Genomic DNA, 16,112 nt, shown 5'->3' with positions numbered 1-16,112 from the left:
TTTTGGCGGCGGCTTGACTTGCCCCCGCGACTTTTTTTAGCTAAAGTTAAATTATAATCATTTCAATGGAGGCCCATTATGGTCAAAGCCGCTTGGCTGCGTTACCCGGAAATCTATCCAAAGCTCACTGCCGTGCAGGCGCGGCTTAAAACTGCGAGCCAGTTGCGCGTGCCTGCGGTTAACGCGCGGGTCCAAGCCCAAATCAATGCCGGCGGTAAAATGCTCCGCAGCGGCCTCATGTTCATGCTAGCGCGTTTTCATGACCTTGACAATCCATCGCTGGTCGCAGCCGGCGCCGCGATCGAAACGCTGCACCTGGCCACGCTGATTCACGATGACGTGCTGGATCATGCCGACCGCCGCCGCGGACAAACCACCATTCAGCAGGAATCCGGCAACCAAGCGGCGATTTACGCCGGTGACTACCTGTTTGCCGTATACTTTCAGCTGCTAGCCGAAGCTGCGCCAGACGTGGCCAATGTCGGCCGCAACGCGCGGGTGATGCGCCGCCTTTTGCTCGGGGAACTGGATCAAAATGCCGTGCGCCGCGACCACCCCATCACAATTCACCAATACCTGCGGCAAATCAGCGGTAAAACTGCGGCGCTATTTGAGCTAGCAGCGTGGCAAGGCGCCACGCTGAGCGGAGCCACCGCGGCCGAATGCCACGCCGCTGCGCGCTACGGGCATGCAGTGGGCATGGCCTTTCAGATGACCGATGACTTACTGGATTACACCACGACCGCCGGCAAACCGGGTCTCGAAGACTTGCAAAACGGCATTTACACCTTGCCCGTCTTGTACGCCTTGGCCCAGGCGCCTGAGCTGCAGCCGGTGATCTTGGCCGCCCGCACAGACGAAACAGCCAGAACCGCTGCCGCAGCTCAGATTCGCCAGTTAGGTCTGCCCCAAGCACAGGACCTAGCTGCGCGTTATACCGCAAAAGCGATGGTGACGCTGCAGACTTTCCCCGCCGGTCAGCCGCGTTCGGACCTGATGAACTTAACCCAGGCCTTGCTCACGCGGCAGCAGTAACATTCAACTCAACAAGCGCAAACAAAGCCAGTCGGCCCGCCTTAAATGGTGGTCGGCTGGCTTTGATTCGGTTAGTCCGCCTTGAGGCCCCAGCGGCTGCCGGCTTGCGGCGTCAAATAGTAGACCGTCGTTTCAATTTGAAACCCGGCTTTTTGATAGACATGTAAGGCAGCAGGATTAGTGTTTTCGACGCCTAATTTCAAGGCCCGCCTGCGCGTGTGCGCCAAAGTCACCATCAGCTGGGCCAAAAACCGCTGGCCCAGACCTTGCCCGCGAAAACGCGCGGCAATAAATAAGCCAAACAGATAATCATAAGCGCCATAATCGACCCCACAGTAGCCGATAATTTGGCCCTGATAGTGACCAACATATGGGGCGTTGTGTTCGGAGTGCAGATTGGCTTCCAGATAGCGGCGCGCCTCGGCTTCATCTACTTCAGGAAAGGCTTCACAGTATGCTGGGAGCAAGGCCGAAATTTCGGCCGGTTGCAGCTTGGCCACGGTGATGGCGGGGTCCGACGGTTCTGGTCGCTGCGCCGGTGCGGCTAATTGATATTCAAACTCAGTCTCGCGCTGCAACTGATTTTGGGCGGCAAACGCTGGCGCCTTAGCCAAAAAGCCTTGCTCGGTCATGAATTCAACCTGGTCGTAGCTGGCTTGCTTGAGTACCGCGGCAGCCGTTTGCCACAACCGGCTAGCAATGCCGCGCCGGCGCCAGTTTGGATGCACGTTAATGGTCACATCCACTAAGCCACCTGGCGCCTCATCGGCGTATAGTGTCACCAGCCCCACTAAGCCTGAATCCACGTAAGCCAAGAAAAACGCCGGCATGTTTAAGTCGACGTTGAACTGATTACTCAAATAAGGATCTCTGGCGCTGCCATCTGCCGCCTGCACCGCCGCCAGCAGCGCCTGGGCCGCGGTGCGTTGGCCCTGGCTAAGTTGTACGGTTTGCTCAATTTGCATTGCTGATGCCCCCAAAATTCAATTGCGCTTAGTGTAACATTATATCTCCCCAGCATCTAAGGCGTACAAATGCCGATAACGGGCGCTGGTCGCCAGCAGCTCTTGCGGCCGGCCTTGCAACGTCAGGTGCCCATCCTCAAGAAACAAGACCTGATCGCAGCGGTCAACGCCTTGCAAGTGATGGGTCACCCAGAGGACCGTTTTATCCTTCAGTACCGCAAACATTGTGGCAACAAGCGCCTGCTCGGTGATGGGATCAAGCCCCACGGTGGGTTCATCGAGCAGCACGATTGGCGCATCTTGGAGCAAAATCCGCGCTAACGCCAGGCGCTGCCGTTGACCGCCGGAAAAGGCAAACCCGGCCTCTTCCACTGGGGTGTCCGCCCCTTGCGGCAAGCTGGCCACCAATTGATCGAGCTGAACGGCTTTCAGCGCAGCCCAGACCTCAGCATCGGTAGCGGTTTCGTTGCCTAACCGCACGTTGTTGGCCACTGAGGTATTAAACAAAAACGGGCTTTGATCCAGCACGGCAAACAGTTGTGGCCGCACGTTTTGATATTGCAACACCGCTTGGCCGTCCAGCAGCACTTGGCCACTGGTAGCGGTCAAATCACCTAACACCAGCTGGAGCAAAGTGGTTTTGCCCATCCCGCTGGGCCCAAGTAGTGCGATTTTCTCGCCGCGCTTCATCCTGAGATCAACGCCGCTGATGAGCTCTGGCGCCGCGTCATTGTAACGAAAATGCACGTCTGACAACGTTAACGCCTGCACTTGCGTTGGCGCGGCTAATTGTGCCGGCAACGGCCGCTCACTTGGCGTCAGATCATTCAAGTGTTGCAACGCGCCTTGGTAAGTGGGCCATTCGCCTACGCCCTGGGCCACACTGGAAAAGGCCATCGCTAACGGGAACATCACCAGCGCAAAGCTACCAATCCAATTTGCCGTCACCTGACCGCTGCCGAACCGGGCCGCGGACCACCACAGCAGCGCCGCTGGAATCAGACCAAAGGCCAGGTCACCGCAGAAATCACGCCACCATTGGAACTTGCGACTGGTATGGGTAGACGCTGCTAACGCCGTGGCCGCCTGCGTGGCCTGCTGAAGAAAGGCCTGCTCATGATGGGTAATCGTCCAATCACTCAGGCCCAAGGTCGCATCGGTCAAATCTCCATAAGCTTGTTGGGTCAACGCTTTTTGGCGTTGCTTACGCTTTTTTTCCACCAGCAGACCCCACCAAGGAATCAGAATCAGCTGGATTAACAACAGGAGCAAAATCCACAACGCAAAGCCCCAATCGAAAATCCCCAGCCCCAGGGTGATCAGCAAACTCAACCCGCCAGCCACCACGGTGGGAAAAATCGCGCGTAAGTATAAATTCTGAATGTGACCAATATCATCCGCCAGCAAACTCAGCAAATCGCCAGTGCGCCGATGTTCCTGCCAAAAAGCGGCGTCCGTTTCCAGCACCTGATACAGCTTGCGCCGCATGTGACTGGTCACGCGCAACACCCAGTTATGGCTGGTGAGGCGCTCCAGATATTGAAACACCGGGCGGCCAATCCCAAACGCCCGCGTCAACACCACTGGCACGTAAATCGCCGCAAACAGCGGCTGCCGCGCGGAAAAGTCAATTAAGTAACCGGAAGTAAACATCAACGCCCCGGCGCAGACAAACGTTAAAATCCCCAGCGTCAGCGACCAAAACAAAAGCCACCGATACCGTTTCAAATCGGGTTTCACCCAGTGATCATGCTTGAACATGTGCTTCCCCCTTCATCTGCGCCACCAAAGCCCGGTAAGCGGCGGAATGGGCCGCCAAGTCCGCTGGTGCCCCTTGCGCCACGATTTGGCCATGAGCGAGCACGATGACCCAATCCATCTGATTGAGCCAGTGCAGCCGGTGGGTGGCAAAAATCACCAGCCGGCCCGCAAACAGCGGCAGCATCGTTGCTTTGAGCTCGGATTCAGTTTCAATATCCAAATGCGCCGTCGGTTCATCAAACAGCCAAATGCGCCGCTCCTTGGCCAGTAGCGTGCGCGCTAAGGCGATGCGCTGGGCCTGGCCGCCAGAAACGCCGCGGCCGCCTTCGCCAATACGGGTCGCTAAGCCCTCAGGCAGCGTCCTGAGCCAATCACTGAGGCCGGCTTCGCTCGCCGCTTGTTGCACCGCCGCTTCGCTGGCTTCAGGTTGATAAAAGCGAATGTTTTCCGCTATCGTATTGGCAAACAAATAAGGATTTTGCGGAATGTAGGACAGGTGTTCCTGCCAGGCCGGCTGGGCCAAATGGGCAAGCGGCGTACCATTCAACGTAAAGGGCTCCCCTGTAGGCTGTAAGAAGCCACCGATCAAGTTCAGCAAGGTTGACTTGCCGGAGCCGCTGGCGCCAATAATCGCCACCTTCTGGCCTTCATGCAAAGTAAAGCTAGCCTGCTTGATGCCATCATCGCGATCCGGGTACTGAAAAGTCAGGTCACTAGCGGTTAACGTCAGCGGGCCGGCCAATTCTGGTTGCTGCGTCGCCGGCTGCGGTACCGGCAGCGCCAGCAATTGCCAAATCGCGGTCAAGGCGTTTTTCCCATTCAAAGTAGCGTGATAGTCACTGCCAAATTCGCGAATCGGCATGAAATACTCTGGCGCCAAAATCAACGCCACCAGCGCTGGGTATAAGCTCAACTTACCATTCAGCAAGTCAATGCCCATGAACACCGCAATCACGGCAATCGACAAGGTGGCAAAAAAATCCATTGCAAAGCTCGACAGCATCGCAATGCGCAGCACCTTCATGGTTTGCTTGCGATAGTCTTCCGAGACGGTGTAGACGTTTTGGGCGTATTGTTTGCTAATGCCCATCAGCTGCAAGGTCTTCAGTCCGCGAAGCGAGTCGATGAAGTGATTGCTCATGCGCTGGAACCCGGCATACTGGCGCTCCGATTCGTCTCGCGCCGCCATCCCCAGAATCACCATAAATAAAATAATGACGGGAAACATAATGAGCAACGCGATCCCAGCCAGGTGCTGTTGCATAAAGATGTACCCCACTAACACCCAAGGAATGATCATCATGCTCAGCACTTTATTCAAAATCAGTTCAATATAATTTTGCGTTTCACCCACGCCATCCAGCGCCATGGTCACCAAATTGCCGGTACCTTCCTGCGCCACTGCCTGCGGCCCCAGCGCATACACCTGGGCCAAGAGGCGGGTTTGTAGGTCACTGGCCGCGCGCCGCGCATAATGCTCCGCTAAAGCGTTGCGCGCCCAGGTAATCGCCTGGCGCCCGGCATAGGCCAGACCAAAGCCTAGGATATAAGGCACTAGCCCCGCCATGGGGAGCAAATGCCAAGCGTGAACTATCCCTGCTGCAAGAAAATGCCCTTGGCCTAAAATAACAAATGCCTGCCCCAGCGTAAGCGCGGCAAGCATCAGCATAATTTTTCGGATTCCAGGCAGCTGCAACAATCGTTTATCGATCATGCGAGCCTCCTTAAAAATGTCATTCGTTCAAGCTTATTTGGCCGCCACGCGCTTGTGGAATACGACATAGCTCCAAATGAAGTAGCCCAGTGCAATCGGCAACAAAATGCAGGTCACCACGGTCATGATGGTCAGCGTCAACGGACTGGCCGAAGCATCCTGAATCAAGATGGAATGGGCCGGATTAACCCCAATCATCACCCGCGGGAACAAGCCATTGAAAATCAACGCTACAACCAAGGCTAAGCCGGCGCCACTGCTGATAAAGGACAACAGTTCGCGATCTTTCACAGCGCCGTAATGCGCTGCCACGGCGGCAACCACAATCAACACCACAATCAAGGTGGTGGACACCGGCCGCGCCTTAAAGAAATCGGTCATGAAGAAGACCAGGGCCGCAAACACCACTTCACCGGCATACAGCACCCAAGCCAGTTTGGCGTTCAGCGCCCGCGCACGCTGGCGCAGCGGGCCTTCGGTTTTCAGGCGGATAAAGTTGAGCCCATGCATCAGACACATCAGTACCACGGCCACCCCACCAACGATTGTCAGCAAGTTGACCTGGTTGCCAAAGGTAGCAAACACATTACCTGCTTGGTCGATCGGCAACGGCTGAATAATCGCGGTAAAAATCATCCCGAGGAAAAACGGCGGAATGATGCTACCAAAGAACAGGGCCCACCGCCAAATGCTGCGGCCGCGTTCGGTTTCTGCATGAGCGGCGAATTCGAAAGCCACCCCGCGAATGATCAAGCCCACCAGCACCAAAAAGAACAGCAAGTAGAAACCAGAAAACAAGCTGGCATACCACAGCGGATAAGAAGCAAACATCGCCCCACCTGCCGTGATCAGCCACACTTCATTGCCATCCCAATGCGGGCCAATGGTGCTGACCAGTTGGGTGCGTTCAGCTTCATCATGGGCTAACAGCCGCGTGGCCATCCCCACCCCGAAGTCGAAGCCATCAAGGAAGAAGAAACCGATAAACAGCACGGCGAGCAGTAAAAACCATAGCAATTGCAAGGCTGTCATTTAGCAAACGCCTCCTTTGCAAAGGGATCGCTGGTGCCATAGTCCGTATCCAGTGGTCCGTCTGGTCCTTGCTTCAAGACCCGGCGGCAATAGTAAATCATGACCCCGCCCAGCATTGTGAACAACAAGAAGTAAACGATGTTGGTGATGAGCAGCTGCGGCACGGTTGTGGTTGGCGACACGGCGTCGGCAATCGTATAAAGACCGTAAACCACCCATGGATAGCGGCCCAGTTCAGTAATGAACCAGCCCGCCGTATTGATGATAAACGGCAACCACAGTGCTAACCCCAGCAGATACAAGAGCCACCGCTGGTTCAACAAGGTGTCCTTCTTCTTGCGGGAGAACCACAGCCCCAGCACCGCGAGCAATGCCAGCAGCACCCCGCCGCCAGCCATCACGCGAAATGACCAGAACAGCGTCTTGACCGGCACATAGTAATCCTTATCTTTGCCGTACTTTCGCTGTAGCTCGGCATTGACAGTGTCCATGCCTTTCACGCTACCGTTCGCTTTATGGTAAGACAGCAAACTCAGCAAATACGGAATTTCGATGTTACCTTTAACCGTATGCTTTTTAGTATCAATCAATTCCACCAAGGTCCAAGCCGCCGGATCGCCGGTATCCTTGTAGATGCCTTCGGTGGCGGCAAACTTCATCGGTTGGTCCTTGATAATGAACTGGGTCTGGGTGTCGCCCACGCCGATTGCACCCACGACGGACACCAAGCCGACAATCAAGCCGATGCGCAGGGACTTTTGGAAAAAGTCAACGTCACGCTTTTTCAGCAGTTGCCAAGCCGCCATCCCGACCACGGCAAAGCTGGCCGTGGTGAAGGCGCCAAAAATGACATGCGGGAATTCAACCCACAGCTGCGGGTTCAAAATCACGGCCCCAAAGTCCACCAGCTTCACGCGTCCTGTGGCGGGATTAATGGCAAACCCAGTGGGATGCTGCATGAACGAGTTCGCACTTAAAATCCAAATCGCACTCAGCGTCGTGCCAAGCCAGACGAACCAAATCAGCGCCGCATGGGCCGCGGGTTTGAACCGGTCCCAAGTAAACATCCACAAGCCGATAAAGGTGGACTCCATGAAGAACGCCAGCAGCGCTTCAATCGCCAGCGGCGCCCCGAAAATATCCCCCATGAACCGGGAATAATTCGACCAGTTCATCCCAAACTGAAATTCTTGGATGATCCCAGTGACCACCCCAACAGCAAAACTCAAAAGAAAAATCCGGCCCCAAAACTTGGCCATTTTTAAATAGACGGCCTGCTTTTTGCGGACATACAGTGTTTCCATAATGGCAGTTAACAGCGCCATGCCGATAGAAAACGGCACGAAGAAGAAATGAAACACTGTGGTCATGGCAAATTGAAAGCGGGCCAGGTCGAGCACGGTTAAACCTGCAAGCATGCTTAAACCCCTCCTTGACTCCAATAATTAGCGCAATCGTTTTCACACTAATCATAGTATAGCGCCAGGTGCAGGCGCGGCGGGCACCGGAACTGAAAAGAAACCTTTGCTAAATCTGGTTTTAGCAAAGATTTCTTCGTGAAAACTAGTTTTGAGGCAAGATTTTCTGAATCAGCGGCTGCTTGGCCGGTGCCTGGTCGCCAATGGTGAACGCCGCTTGCACCAGCTGGGCCACCGCCGCCGCAGTTGGCTGACTGGCATGAATCATGGCTAGGGTTTCGCCTTCAGCCACTGGGGTGCCCACTTTCTTGTGCAGCACCAGCCCCACGGCCAAATCTAAGGCATCATCCTTCTTGGCCCGCCCGCCGCCGAGTTGCATCACCGCTAGCCCGAGGGCGTTGGTGTCAATCGCAGTGACATACCCTGCGGTCGCGGCGGTCACGGGAATTTTGTATTCAGCTTGCGGCAGTAGCTTCGGGTTGTCGACCACGATCGGGTCGCCGCCTTGAGCGGCAATCAGTTGTTTGAACGCCGCTAGCGCCCGGCCGTCGCGCAAGGCATCTTCAGCCATCCCAATGGCTGTTTCGAGGTCTGGCGCTTTGCCGCCCAGCACCAGCATGTGGGCGGCTTCGGTGATGGTCAGCTTCCGCACATCTTTGGGTCCGCGGTCTTTCAAAATGGCAATGGACTCGGCGATTTCCAAGCTATTACCAATGGTGACACCCAGCGGTTGATTCATGTCGGTTAAAAGTGCCACAGCCTTCACGCCAGCCTGTTTGGCAATCGCCACCAAGGCCTGCGCCAGTTTTTCCGCTTGGTCCGCCGTCTTCATAAAGGCGCCATTGCCAACTTTAACGTCAAAGACTAAGGCGTTGGTGCCGCTGGCGATTTTTTTGCTCATGATCGAGCTGGCAATCAGTGGAATCGACTCCACGGTAGCCGTGACATCCCGCAAGGCATAAATGCGGCGGTCCGCTGGGGCCAAATCACCGCTGGCTGACACAATCGCCTGCTTAATGGTTTTGACTTGGGCGCGAAAGGCCGATTCGCTTAAGTTGACATTAAACCCCGGGATGCTTTCCAGCTTGTCCAAGGTGCCGCCGGTGTGGCCCAAGCCCCGGCCGGAAATCATCGGTACCGGCACCCCTAAACAAGCCACCAGTGGCGTCAAGGGAATACTGATTTTGTCACCCACGCCGCCAGTACTGTGCTTATCGACTTTAATCCCAGGAATCTCGCTGAGATCCAGCCGATCGCCGGAATTGAGCATCGCAAAAGCCAGCGCCGCCTGCTCTTCATCGGTCATGCCTTTGAAGTAGGTTGCCATCAAAAAGGCGCTCATTTGATAATCCGGCACCTCTTCATTGACATAGGCTGTAATCAGCCAATCAATTTCTTGCTTGGTTAAAGTGCCCCCGTCACGCTTTTTGGCAATTAAGTCCACCATCCGCATTACAATCCCAGCTTTCTATATGTTCTGTCTTCATTGTACCAGAATCTGTAGCGCTTTCCCGGCTCAAGGCAAATCGATGTGCTACACTCAAAGCAGAAGACTAAAGGAGCGATTAGCATGGATGAACACACGCTGCACCAGTTAGGCAAGGTTGAATTGCATTGCCACTTGGATGGCTCATTAAGTTTGGAAATGATCAGAAAACTCGCCGCTCGCATCAATTTAACCCTACCCGCCAGCGATGAGGCGCTGCGGCAGCTCGTCACCGCACCGCCTGACGCCACCGACCTGATGGACTATCTTAAGCCCTTCGATTTCATCCGGCCGCTACTCCAAACCAAAGAAGCCTTGAGCATGGCCGCCTATGATGTGGTGGCCCAAGCTGCCGCCGAAAACGTCCGGTACATCGAAGTCCGCTTCGCGCCGATTCTGTCGATGGATGAAGGTCTGTCCGCCGCAGACACGATCCAGGCCGTGATCGACGGCTTGCATCGCGGCATGGCCCAATTCGATATCATTGCCCGCGCCTTGGTCTGCGGCATGCGGCAGTTCCCTGCGGCCAGCAATGACGCAATGTTTAAGCAAGCCGCCCCATTGCTCGGCCACGGCTTGGTAGGCGGGGACTTTGCCGGCAACGAAGCCGACTTCCCGCCGGCAGTGCTGCAAACCAGCATTCAAAAAGCGCAGCGGCTTGGGATTCCGTTGACGCTCCATGCCGGGGAATGCCACTGCGCCGAAAATATTTACCTAGCTTTACAATTTGGCATCCAGCGCATCGGTCACGCCACCGCCCTCACGCATGAACCAAAAGTCATTCAAGCCTTTGTTGAGCGCGGCGCCACGGCAGAATTATGCCTGACTTCGAATCTGCAAACTCGCGCCGCCACCAGCCTGGCTGATTTTCCCTATCAGGCCTTACGCGCAGCCGAGGCTAAGGTCACCATCAACACCGATAACCGCACGGTATCCAACACGACCTTAACCCGCGAGTATTGGTTATTTGCTCAGAATTTTGGCGTCACCATTGCCGACTTGTTGCAGTTTAATCACGATGCCGTGACCGCTGCTTTTTGCACCGAGGCACAAAAAGCCGTGCTGCATCAGCGGCTCGATGCCGACTATCGGCCTTATCTCTAGCCACCAAAAATGCCACCCTTGCGGATGGCATTTTTTTATTTATTCGTTCAGGGCCGTGTGTTGCCGCCGAGCAATCATTGGTAAAATCAAGCCCAACGCCAGGAAAATCAGTGGCGTGATGATGTTCAAGGCCATTTGGAACCACCAGGTGCTTGGATCGGCGCTGTAGGAAATCTTCGGCAGCATCCCCATCACACAGGCAAAGGCGGTGAAGAAGAAACACCAGCCGCCAATGACCATGCCGACCTTGCGATTTTTGACGAATTCATACTCGGACTGGAATTTCTCCAGATGTTTGTTGAGCATGATGTAAGCCAGGAACACCCATAGGTACCGCAGCGGCATCACCACTGAGTTCAGGTTCAGCAGCCAGTTGTACAACATGTTCATGTTGCCGATACCAAGGCTCGGCACCACAATCAAGAGGCTGACCAAAATCCCAGTCATCCAGTACCCCTTGATTGGCGTCCCTTTGGCGTTGAGTTTCCGCAAGCCTTTTGGCACGAATTCAGGATCCGCATCGCCAAGCAGAATCTTCAGCGGGGCATCGATGGAAAAGGCCAGCGCCGAAATCTGGGCCATGGCTTGGGCCAAGGCGTACAAAATCACGAAGACGTTACCGACATGATAGTACCCGCCCAGCTTAGCAAAGGCCAAGTAAGCGCCGTTAGCCATCAGGTCTTGAGGAATGTGGCTGGAGTTAAACAGCATCCCCATCCCAAAGCTCCCTAAAATCGCGCACAAGGCGACCATTCCGGCGAGCACCAACATGCCCATTGGGAATTCTTTGGCAGCGTTTTTGGTGTTGTTGACATAAGGCGAGATTTTTTCCGCGCCGCCAACCGCGAACACCAACATCGAAAGCGTGGTGAAGTAGTTTAAGTTAAAGTTCGGCAGGTAGGTGCTGAGGCGATCCATGTGCGGGGTGGCAATGGTGGCCCCTTTGGTCATGAACGGTGCCGATACCGCCAAAATAATGAACAGAATCGACATGATGAACATCGCCGTCCCGGCCACCGAGCCAATCCGGTTCAGTGTGGCCAGACCGCGGGAAGACAGCCACAGAAAGGCCAAGAATAAAGCTAAGCAAATCAGGGACACGGTCACAGAATTCACTTCTTTGACGAAGTTCCCGTTGCCCTTGAACAGCCAGCTGAGGGAAATCAAAATCCCCTGCGGCTTTTGGGCTAAGTAGGGCACATGCACCACCCAGTAAGTCCAAGCGGCATAATATGCCAACCGCTTCGTGGAGGTGCGCTTGATCCAGGATGACACACCGCCGTTCTCATCTTTGAATGCAGAGCCCAGCTGGCCCACAATCAGTGCATACGGCACGAAGTACAGCAGCATGATGAGCACCCACGAGGTGATTACAGATAAACCTTGCTGCGCATAGTTGTTGACGACATTGCCTAGGCCCCATACGGCGACGAAAGCGATTAACGCCACATTGTACCAGCGCAATTGTTTCTTGCTATCAGCCATTCCAATTCCCCCAAATTCTCGCATCAGTAATCAATAAGTAATTAGCATTGATTTTAGCTGACAAAGCCAAGAGTTTCGGTGAGGGTGTTGGTAAAATACGATTAAAAGCTTGTGAATATACTCTCAAAAATCGCTTATTTTTAGACAAAAATGATTAAACTATAAAAACCCGACACAAAAATGAAAATTTGTGTCGGGCTCGATCATTTTATTTTTCTAATGGTTGGGGCGAGAGGCCTTTCATCAAGAACTGCACGCATTGATCCACCATCGTCGCCACATCCGGGTGCGGTTGATTGGTGATGAAAATCATGACCCCTTGGCTCAGCATGGTGCCAGCAATCATGCTGATCACTTGCAACGGCGGCCAGGTCACCAGCTGGCCGGCGCGTTGGTAATGTTCAATCACCGGGAAGAACCGCTCGACGAACAGCTGCCGCACCCGGTCGGTGACCTGGCGGGCCAAATCCGGCCGCTGCAGCACTTCACTAGCAATGATTTTGACCACGCGGTAATTGTCCATCACATAATGGAACCGGTCCAAGAGGATGGTGTGGAGCAAGGTTTCAAACTCGGCAGGCACTTTGGTCATCGTGTTGTCGACGAACTCGCCAGCGATTTGCGGGATAATTTCGTCCACAAACGGCGCCAGTAGCGCCTGCAAAATAGCGTCTTTGGTTTTGAACCGTTTGTACACGGTGCCTTCTGACACACCGGCCGCCTGCGCGATATCGCGGGTGCTGGTGCGATCGAAGCCTTGGGTAGCGAATAAGTCTAAGCTCGCGCGCAAGACGGCCTTTTGCTTGGCTGACAGCTCACTTTTGGCGAGGCTTTCCTCGAATAGTTTATCAACGTTATGAACGACCATGCTGCGCTCCTTTCGTTACACTTGCCGGTACTTCTTCATGGTTTGCACATTCAGCAGCAGGAAAACTGCCGCAAAAGCCAACATGACGAGCAAATCCGGCCAAATCGCACTCAGGCCGGCCCCTTTTTCCACCACTTGACTCATGGCCCCAGCGCCGTAATACAGCGGCATAATATGGGCGATGGCTTGTAGCCAGCCGGGCATCGTGACCACGGGGATGATGCCCGAGAAGAAAATCTGAGGAATGACCACCACGGGGATGAACTGCACCATCTGGAATTCACTCCCGGCAAAGGTCGAGATGAACAGGCCCATGGTCAGCGCCAGCATCGCCAGCAGCAGATTGATCAAAATCACCAGCCAAATCGAGCCGAGGATTTGAATTTTGAAGGCGTACATCGTGAACACTACAATCAGCAGGGTTTGAATCACGGCAAACAGGCCATACCCGGTCAGATAGCCGGTAATGATTTCCCCGCGCCGCACCGGCGTCGCCAGCAGCCGATACAAGGTGCCAGTGGTGCGCTCGCGCAAAAGCGCAATGCCGGAGATTAAGAAAACAAAGAAGAACACGATAAAACTCATCAAGATCGGGAGCAGTGTATCAAAGAAGGTGGAGTCTTTGTCGCCATATAAATAATGCGTCTTCGTTTGATACGTCGTGCTCCCTGCGGCCTGCGCGGTGCCGGCTTGCGGCGTTGCCGGCGTAATCCCCGCCGCTTTAGTCGCCGCCGCGAGCGCCGTCGACAATTGTTTGATGGCCTTGGCCTGGGCCTGCAGCGCGGCGCCAGCCGCCTTGGTCTTCAGCTTGATTTGCGCCGCTTGCAGACTGGATTTGATGATGGTGGCTTTGGTTTGGTCATCATTGGCTAGCGTCAAGGTTAGCTTGTCACCCTTTTGCACCAACATCCCGGCATAGTCGTGCTGCCGAATGATCCGCTTGGCCGAGTCATCGCTCGTCGTAGCTTTCAGTTTTAGATTATCGTTTTTCAGCGCGGTCTGCAAAGTGGAATCCACATTTTTCACCGCCAGCGTGGCTGTGGTACTGCCACTAGATTGAAACAAAAAGTAAATCAACGTCAAAATCAACAGCGGCGCCACAAACATCAAGGCCAAGGTCCGCTTATCGCGGAGCATTTCGGTCATGACGCGTTTAATCATTCCGCGTGTGCGCATCTTGGACCCTCCCTGCTTTTAAGAACACATCTTCAATGGTGGGCACCTGATACTCAGCCAGCAACTTGGCTGGCGTGCCTTGGGCGATGGCTACCCCGCCTCTAATCATCATCAGTTCATCGGCTTCTTCGGCATCTTCCATCACATGCGTCGTCAGCAAAATGGTTTTGCCCGCATCTGCCAGCCGGTGTAATTCCTGCCAAATCTGCTGCCGCAACTCGGGATCGATGCCGACCGTTGGCTCATCCAAAATCAACAGCGGCGGATCAGCCAGCAGCGCAATCGCTAGCGACAAGCGCCGCTTCATACCGCCAGAGTAATCGGCGACGGCCTTGTCGAGGTCGTGGTCAAGATTAACGACCGCCGCCGCATGGGCCATTTGCTGATCCTGTTGCGCTCGCGGGACGCCCATCATCGTGCCAAAAAAATGTAAGTTTTCCCGCGCCGTCAACGTCGTGTATAAGGCATCGGTTTGGGCCATGTAGCCGATTTTGGCCAGTAGCGCCCGATTAGGCACGGCAGTATCCAGCACCCGTACCGTGCCTGACTTGGGGCGGAGCATCCCCATGATGGTGCTGACCAAGGTGGTTTTCCCGGCGCCACTGGGGCCGATCAAAGCCAAGATTTCGCCAGCCGTCACCGTTAAGTTGATGTCTGAGAGCACAGTGGTTTTGCCGTAACCCTGGTTTAAGTCTGTCACTTGAATGGTTGTTGCCATTATTCTGAACCTCGCTTTCGGCTCACCGTTTGGGTAAGTGAGTACTCACTCATTATAGTTTCACGCTAACCAGTGTCAACTAAATTTGAATGATTGCCAAATAAAAAGCCTCGATTCGCTTGGAATCGAGGCTGAAGGCTAAAAATAATCGTACAGCTGCGTTTGCCGCTGGAGGAAAGCTTCCCCCACACTGGCAATGGTGAACGGATCGCCATCCACTAAGCCCAGCGTGTAGGCCGCGCGCAGCGAACGCACGCCGAATGTGGCTTTCACCAGTTGCTGAATCGACAACGTGATCTGCGGCTCGCCAGTGGCGCGGGTGAAGCTTACTTGACCATCACTAATCGCCAGCTGCCACAGGCCTGCATTTTCCGGAATGTAATCATCCTGGATGGCGATTAAGGTCGGGGCCAAATCGCTGACTTGGTAGGGATAGCGCTGCATAAAGTCGGCCACATCGACAATCCGCGCCATCATGTACGCGCGCACCGAAGTTTGCAGCTCACTGGGATCCGGCAGCAAATCGTGAATGGATTCCGGGTTGCCGGTGGTGAAGACATACTGCCGATACGCTGAGCGATGGCCGCCAGTGAAACGAGCCAAGGCCAACAGCGCGTCCAAGTCATCATGGAACAGCTCAAAAATTCGGAAGGTGTCGCCGTCGCGTTGGTAGACCATGTAGCCTGTTGGCCGCTCACCCATCATCGCCACTGCCACTTCGCGGTCCGGGTAATGATCAGCCAGATTCAGCCACCACCAATCGGCGCGCCGCAATCCGCCGCGCGTGGCGTCTTTACTGCGGCCATAAACAGCCGCCATGGCGCTGATGGCGGCTCGAAATGGCACCCGCACCACGGTCACGCCGCTTTCACGCTTTGGCACTTTGGGAAAGGCATGGGTTGGCAAGACATGGGTCACCTGGTCAAAGGCGCCTTCATAGCCAAAGCGGCGGTAAAAAGTCGAGGAAAAGGGCGCCAGGTAGGACAAGGTTTCGCCATTGGCCCGCATCGCTTGAAAGGCGGTGCGCATGATGTCCCCGATGCCACCTTGGCCAGCGGCTTCCGGGTATGACGCCACATAGCCGATGCCGCTCATGCCGTAACCCACACCGGCAAAATCCACCTCAAAGTGCGTCCCCAGCACCCCGCTGGCTAGGGGTTCCCCCACGCCCCAGGCCGCTGAATGCGCGTAAAGGCTAGCAAACGCGCGGTCGCGCGTTTCGCTGGTCGGTTTGTTGAACGCATAGCGGGCCAAGGCGTAGTAGCTGGCTTCATCTTGCGGTGTAAGTTGCTTCACTGTCGTCATCATGTTCCTCCTCTAAAAGGCTTTGCTTCCAGTATACCTTACGGC

General features: G+C 54.9%; 13 protein-coding genes. 2 read left to right on the top strand and 11 right to left on the bottom strand.

Going from position 1 to position 16,112, the window contains the following annotated elements:
• Nucleotides 1-78 precede the first annotated feature (78 nt).
• Nucleotides 79-1,035, top strand: coding sequence for a polyprenyl synthetase family protein (locus JUF11_RS01160; protein WP_204117954.1), 957 nt, complete (start codon nt 79-81; stop codon nt 1,033-1,035).
• 71 nt (nt 1,036-1,106) lie between these two features.
• On the opposite strand, the gene JUF11_RS01155 is transcribed toward JUF11_RS01160, so the two are convergent.
• The 6 genes from JUF11_RS01155 to JUF11_RS01130 all read right to left on the bottom strand — a co-directional run bounded on the left by JUF11_RS01155 (nt 1,107) and on the right by JUF11_RS01130 (nt 9,378).
• A complete protein-coding gene (locus tag JUF11_RS01155; RefSeq protein ID WP_204117953.1) occupies nt 1,107-2,000 on the bottom strand; it encodes a GNAT family N-acetyltransferase in 894 nt (297 codons plus the stop codon).
• A 39-nt stretch (nt 2,001-2,039) separates the two neighbouring features.
• On the bottom strand, nt 2,040-3,761 hold the full coding sequence (cydC, locus tag JUF11_RS01150; protein WP_204117952.1) for a thiol reductant ABC exporter subunit CydC: 1,722 nt from the start codon (nt 3,759-3,761) through the stop codon (nt 2,040-2,042).
• Nucleotides 3,748-5,475: a thiol reductant ABC exporter subunit CydD gene (gene cydD / locus JUF11_RS01145; RefSeq protein ID WP_204117951.1), complete on the bottom strand. Its 1,728-nt coding sequence runs from the start codon at nt 5,473-5,475 to the stop codon at nt 3,748-3,750. The genes cydC and cydD overlap by 14 nt, the downstream gene beginning before the upstream one ends.
• A 33-nt stretch (nt 5,476-5,508) precedes the next feature.
• On the bottom strand, nt 5,509-6,507 hold the full coding sequence (cydB, locus tag JUF11_RS01140; RefSeq protein WP_204117950.1) for a cytochrome d ubiquinol oxidase subunit II: 999 nt from the start codon (nt 6,505-6,507) through the stop codon (nt 5,509-5,511).
• Nucleotides 6,504-7,925 carry a cytochrome ubiquinol oxidase subunit I gene (locus JUF11_RS01135; protein WP_204117949.1) on the bottom strand — a complete coding sequence of 474 codons (1,422 nt, stop codon included), beginning with the start codon at nt 7,923-7,925 and terminating at the stop codon, nt 6,504-6,506. Before JUF11_RS01135 ends, cydB begins: the two co-directional genes overlap by 4 nt.
• A 145-nt stretch (nt 7,926-8,070) precedes the next feature.
• Nucleotides 8,071-9,378 (bottom strand): pyrimidine-nucleoside phosphorylase, encoded by a 1,308-nt coding sequence (locus tag JUF11_RS01130; protein WP_204117948.1) that lies wholly within the window; start codon nt 9,376-9,378, stop codon nt 8,071-8,073.
• Nucleotides 9,379-9,495: 117 nt separating this feature from the next.
• On the opposite strand from JUF11_RS01130, the gene add reads away from it, so the two are divergent.
• The gene (add, locus tag JUF11_RS01125; RefSeq protein ID WP_204117947.1) at nt 9,496-10,515 is read left to right on the top strand and encodes an adenosine deaminase; all 1,020 of its coding nucleotides are present in this window, start codon (nt 9,496-9,498) and stop codon (nt 10,513-10,515) included.
• Between the two features lie 39 nt (nt 10,516-10,554).
• On the opposite strand, the gene JUF11_RS01120 is transcribed toward add, so the two are convergent.
• The 5 genes from JUF11_RS01120 to JUF11_RS01100 form a co-directional block, all read right to left on the bottom strand.
• The gene (locus JUF11_RS01120; RefSeq protein ID WP_204117946.1) at nt 10,555-12,000 is read right to left on the bottom strand and encodes an amino acid permease; all 1,446 of its coding nucleotides are present in this window, start codon (nt 11,998-12,000) and stop codon (nt 10,555-10,557) included.
• A 208-nt stretch (nt 12,001-12,208) separates the two neighbouring features.
• Entirely contained in the window at nt 12,209-12,868 is a 660-nt protein-coding gene (locus JUF11_RS01115; RefSeq protein ID WP_204117945.1) for a TetR/AcrR family transcriptional regulator, read from the bottom strand.
• Between the two features lie 15 nt (nt 12,869-12,883).
• A complete protein-coding gene (locus tag JUF11_RS01110; protein WP_204117944.1) occupies nt 12,884-14,044 on the bottom strand; it encodes an ABC transporter permease in 1,161 nt (386 codons plus the stop codon).
• Nucleotides 14,022-14,762, bottom strand: a complete 741-nt coding sequence (gene ccmA, locus JUF11_RS01105; RefSeq protein WP_204117943.1) for a heme ABC exporter ATP-binding protein CcmA — start codon at nt 14,760-14,762, stop codon at nt 14,022-14,024. The genes JUF11_RS01110 and ccmA overlap by 23 nt, the downstream gene beginning before the upstream one ends.
• 138 nt (nt 14,763-14,900) lie before the next feature.
• Complete coding sequence (locus JUF11_RS01100; RefSeq protein WP_204117942.1) at nt 14,901-16,067, bottom strand: GNAT family N-acetyltransferase; 1,167 nt, start codon at nt 16,065-16,067, stop codon at nt 14,901-14,903.
• Nucleotides 16,068-16,112 lie beyond the last annotated feature (45 nt).

Source organism: Lacticaseibacillus suilingensis, from assembly GCF_016861845.1.
Classification (GTDB): Bacteria; Bacillota; Bacilli; order Lactobacillales; family Lactobacillaceae; genus Lacticaseibacillus; species Lacticaseibacillus suilingensis.
This window is presented reverse-complemented; position numbering and strand designations above follow the sequence as displayed.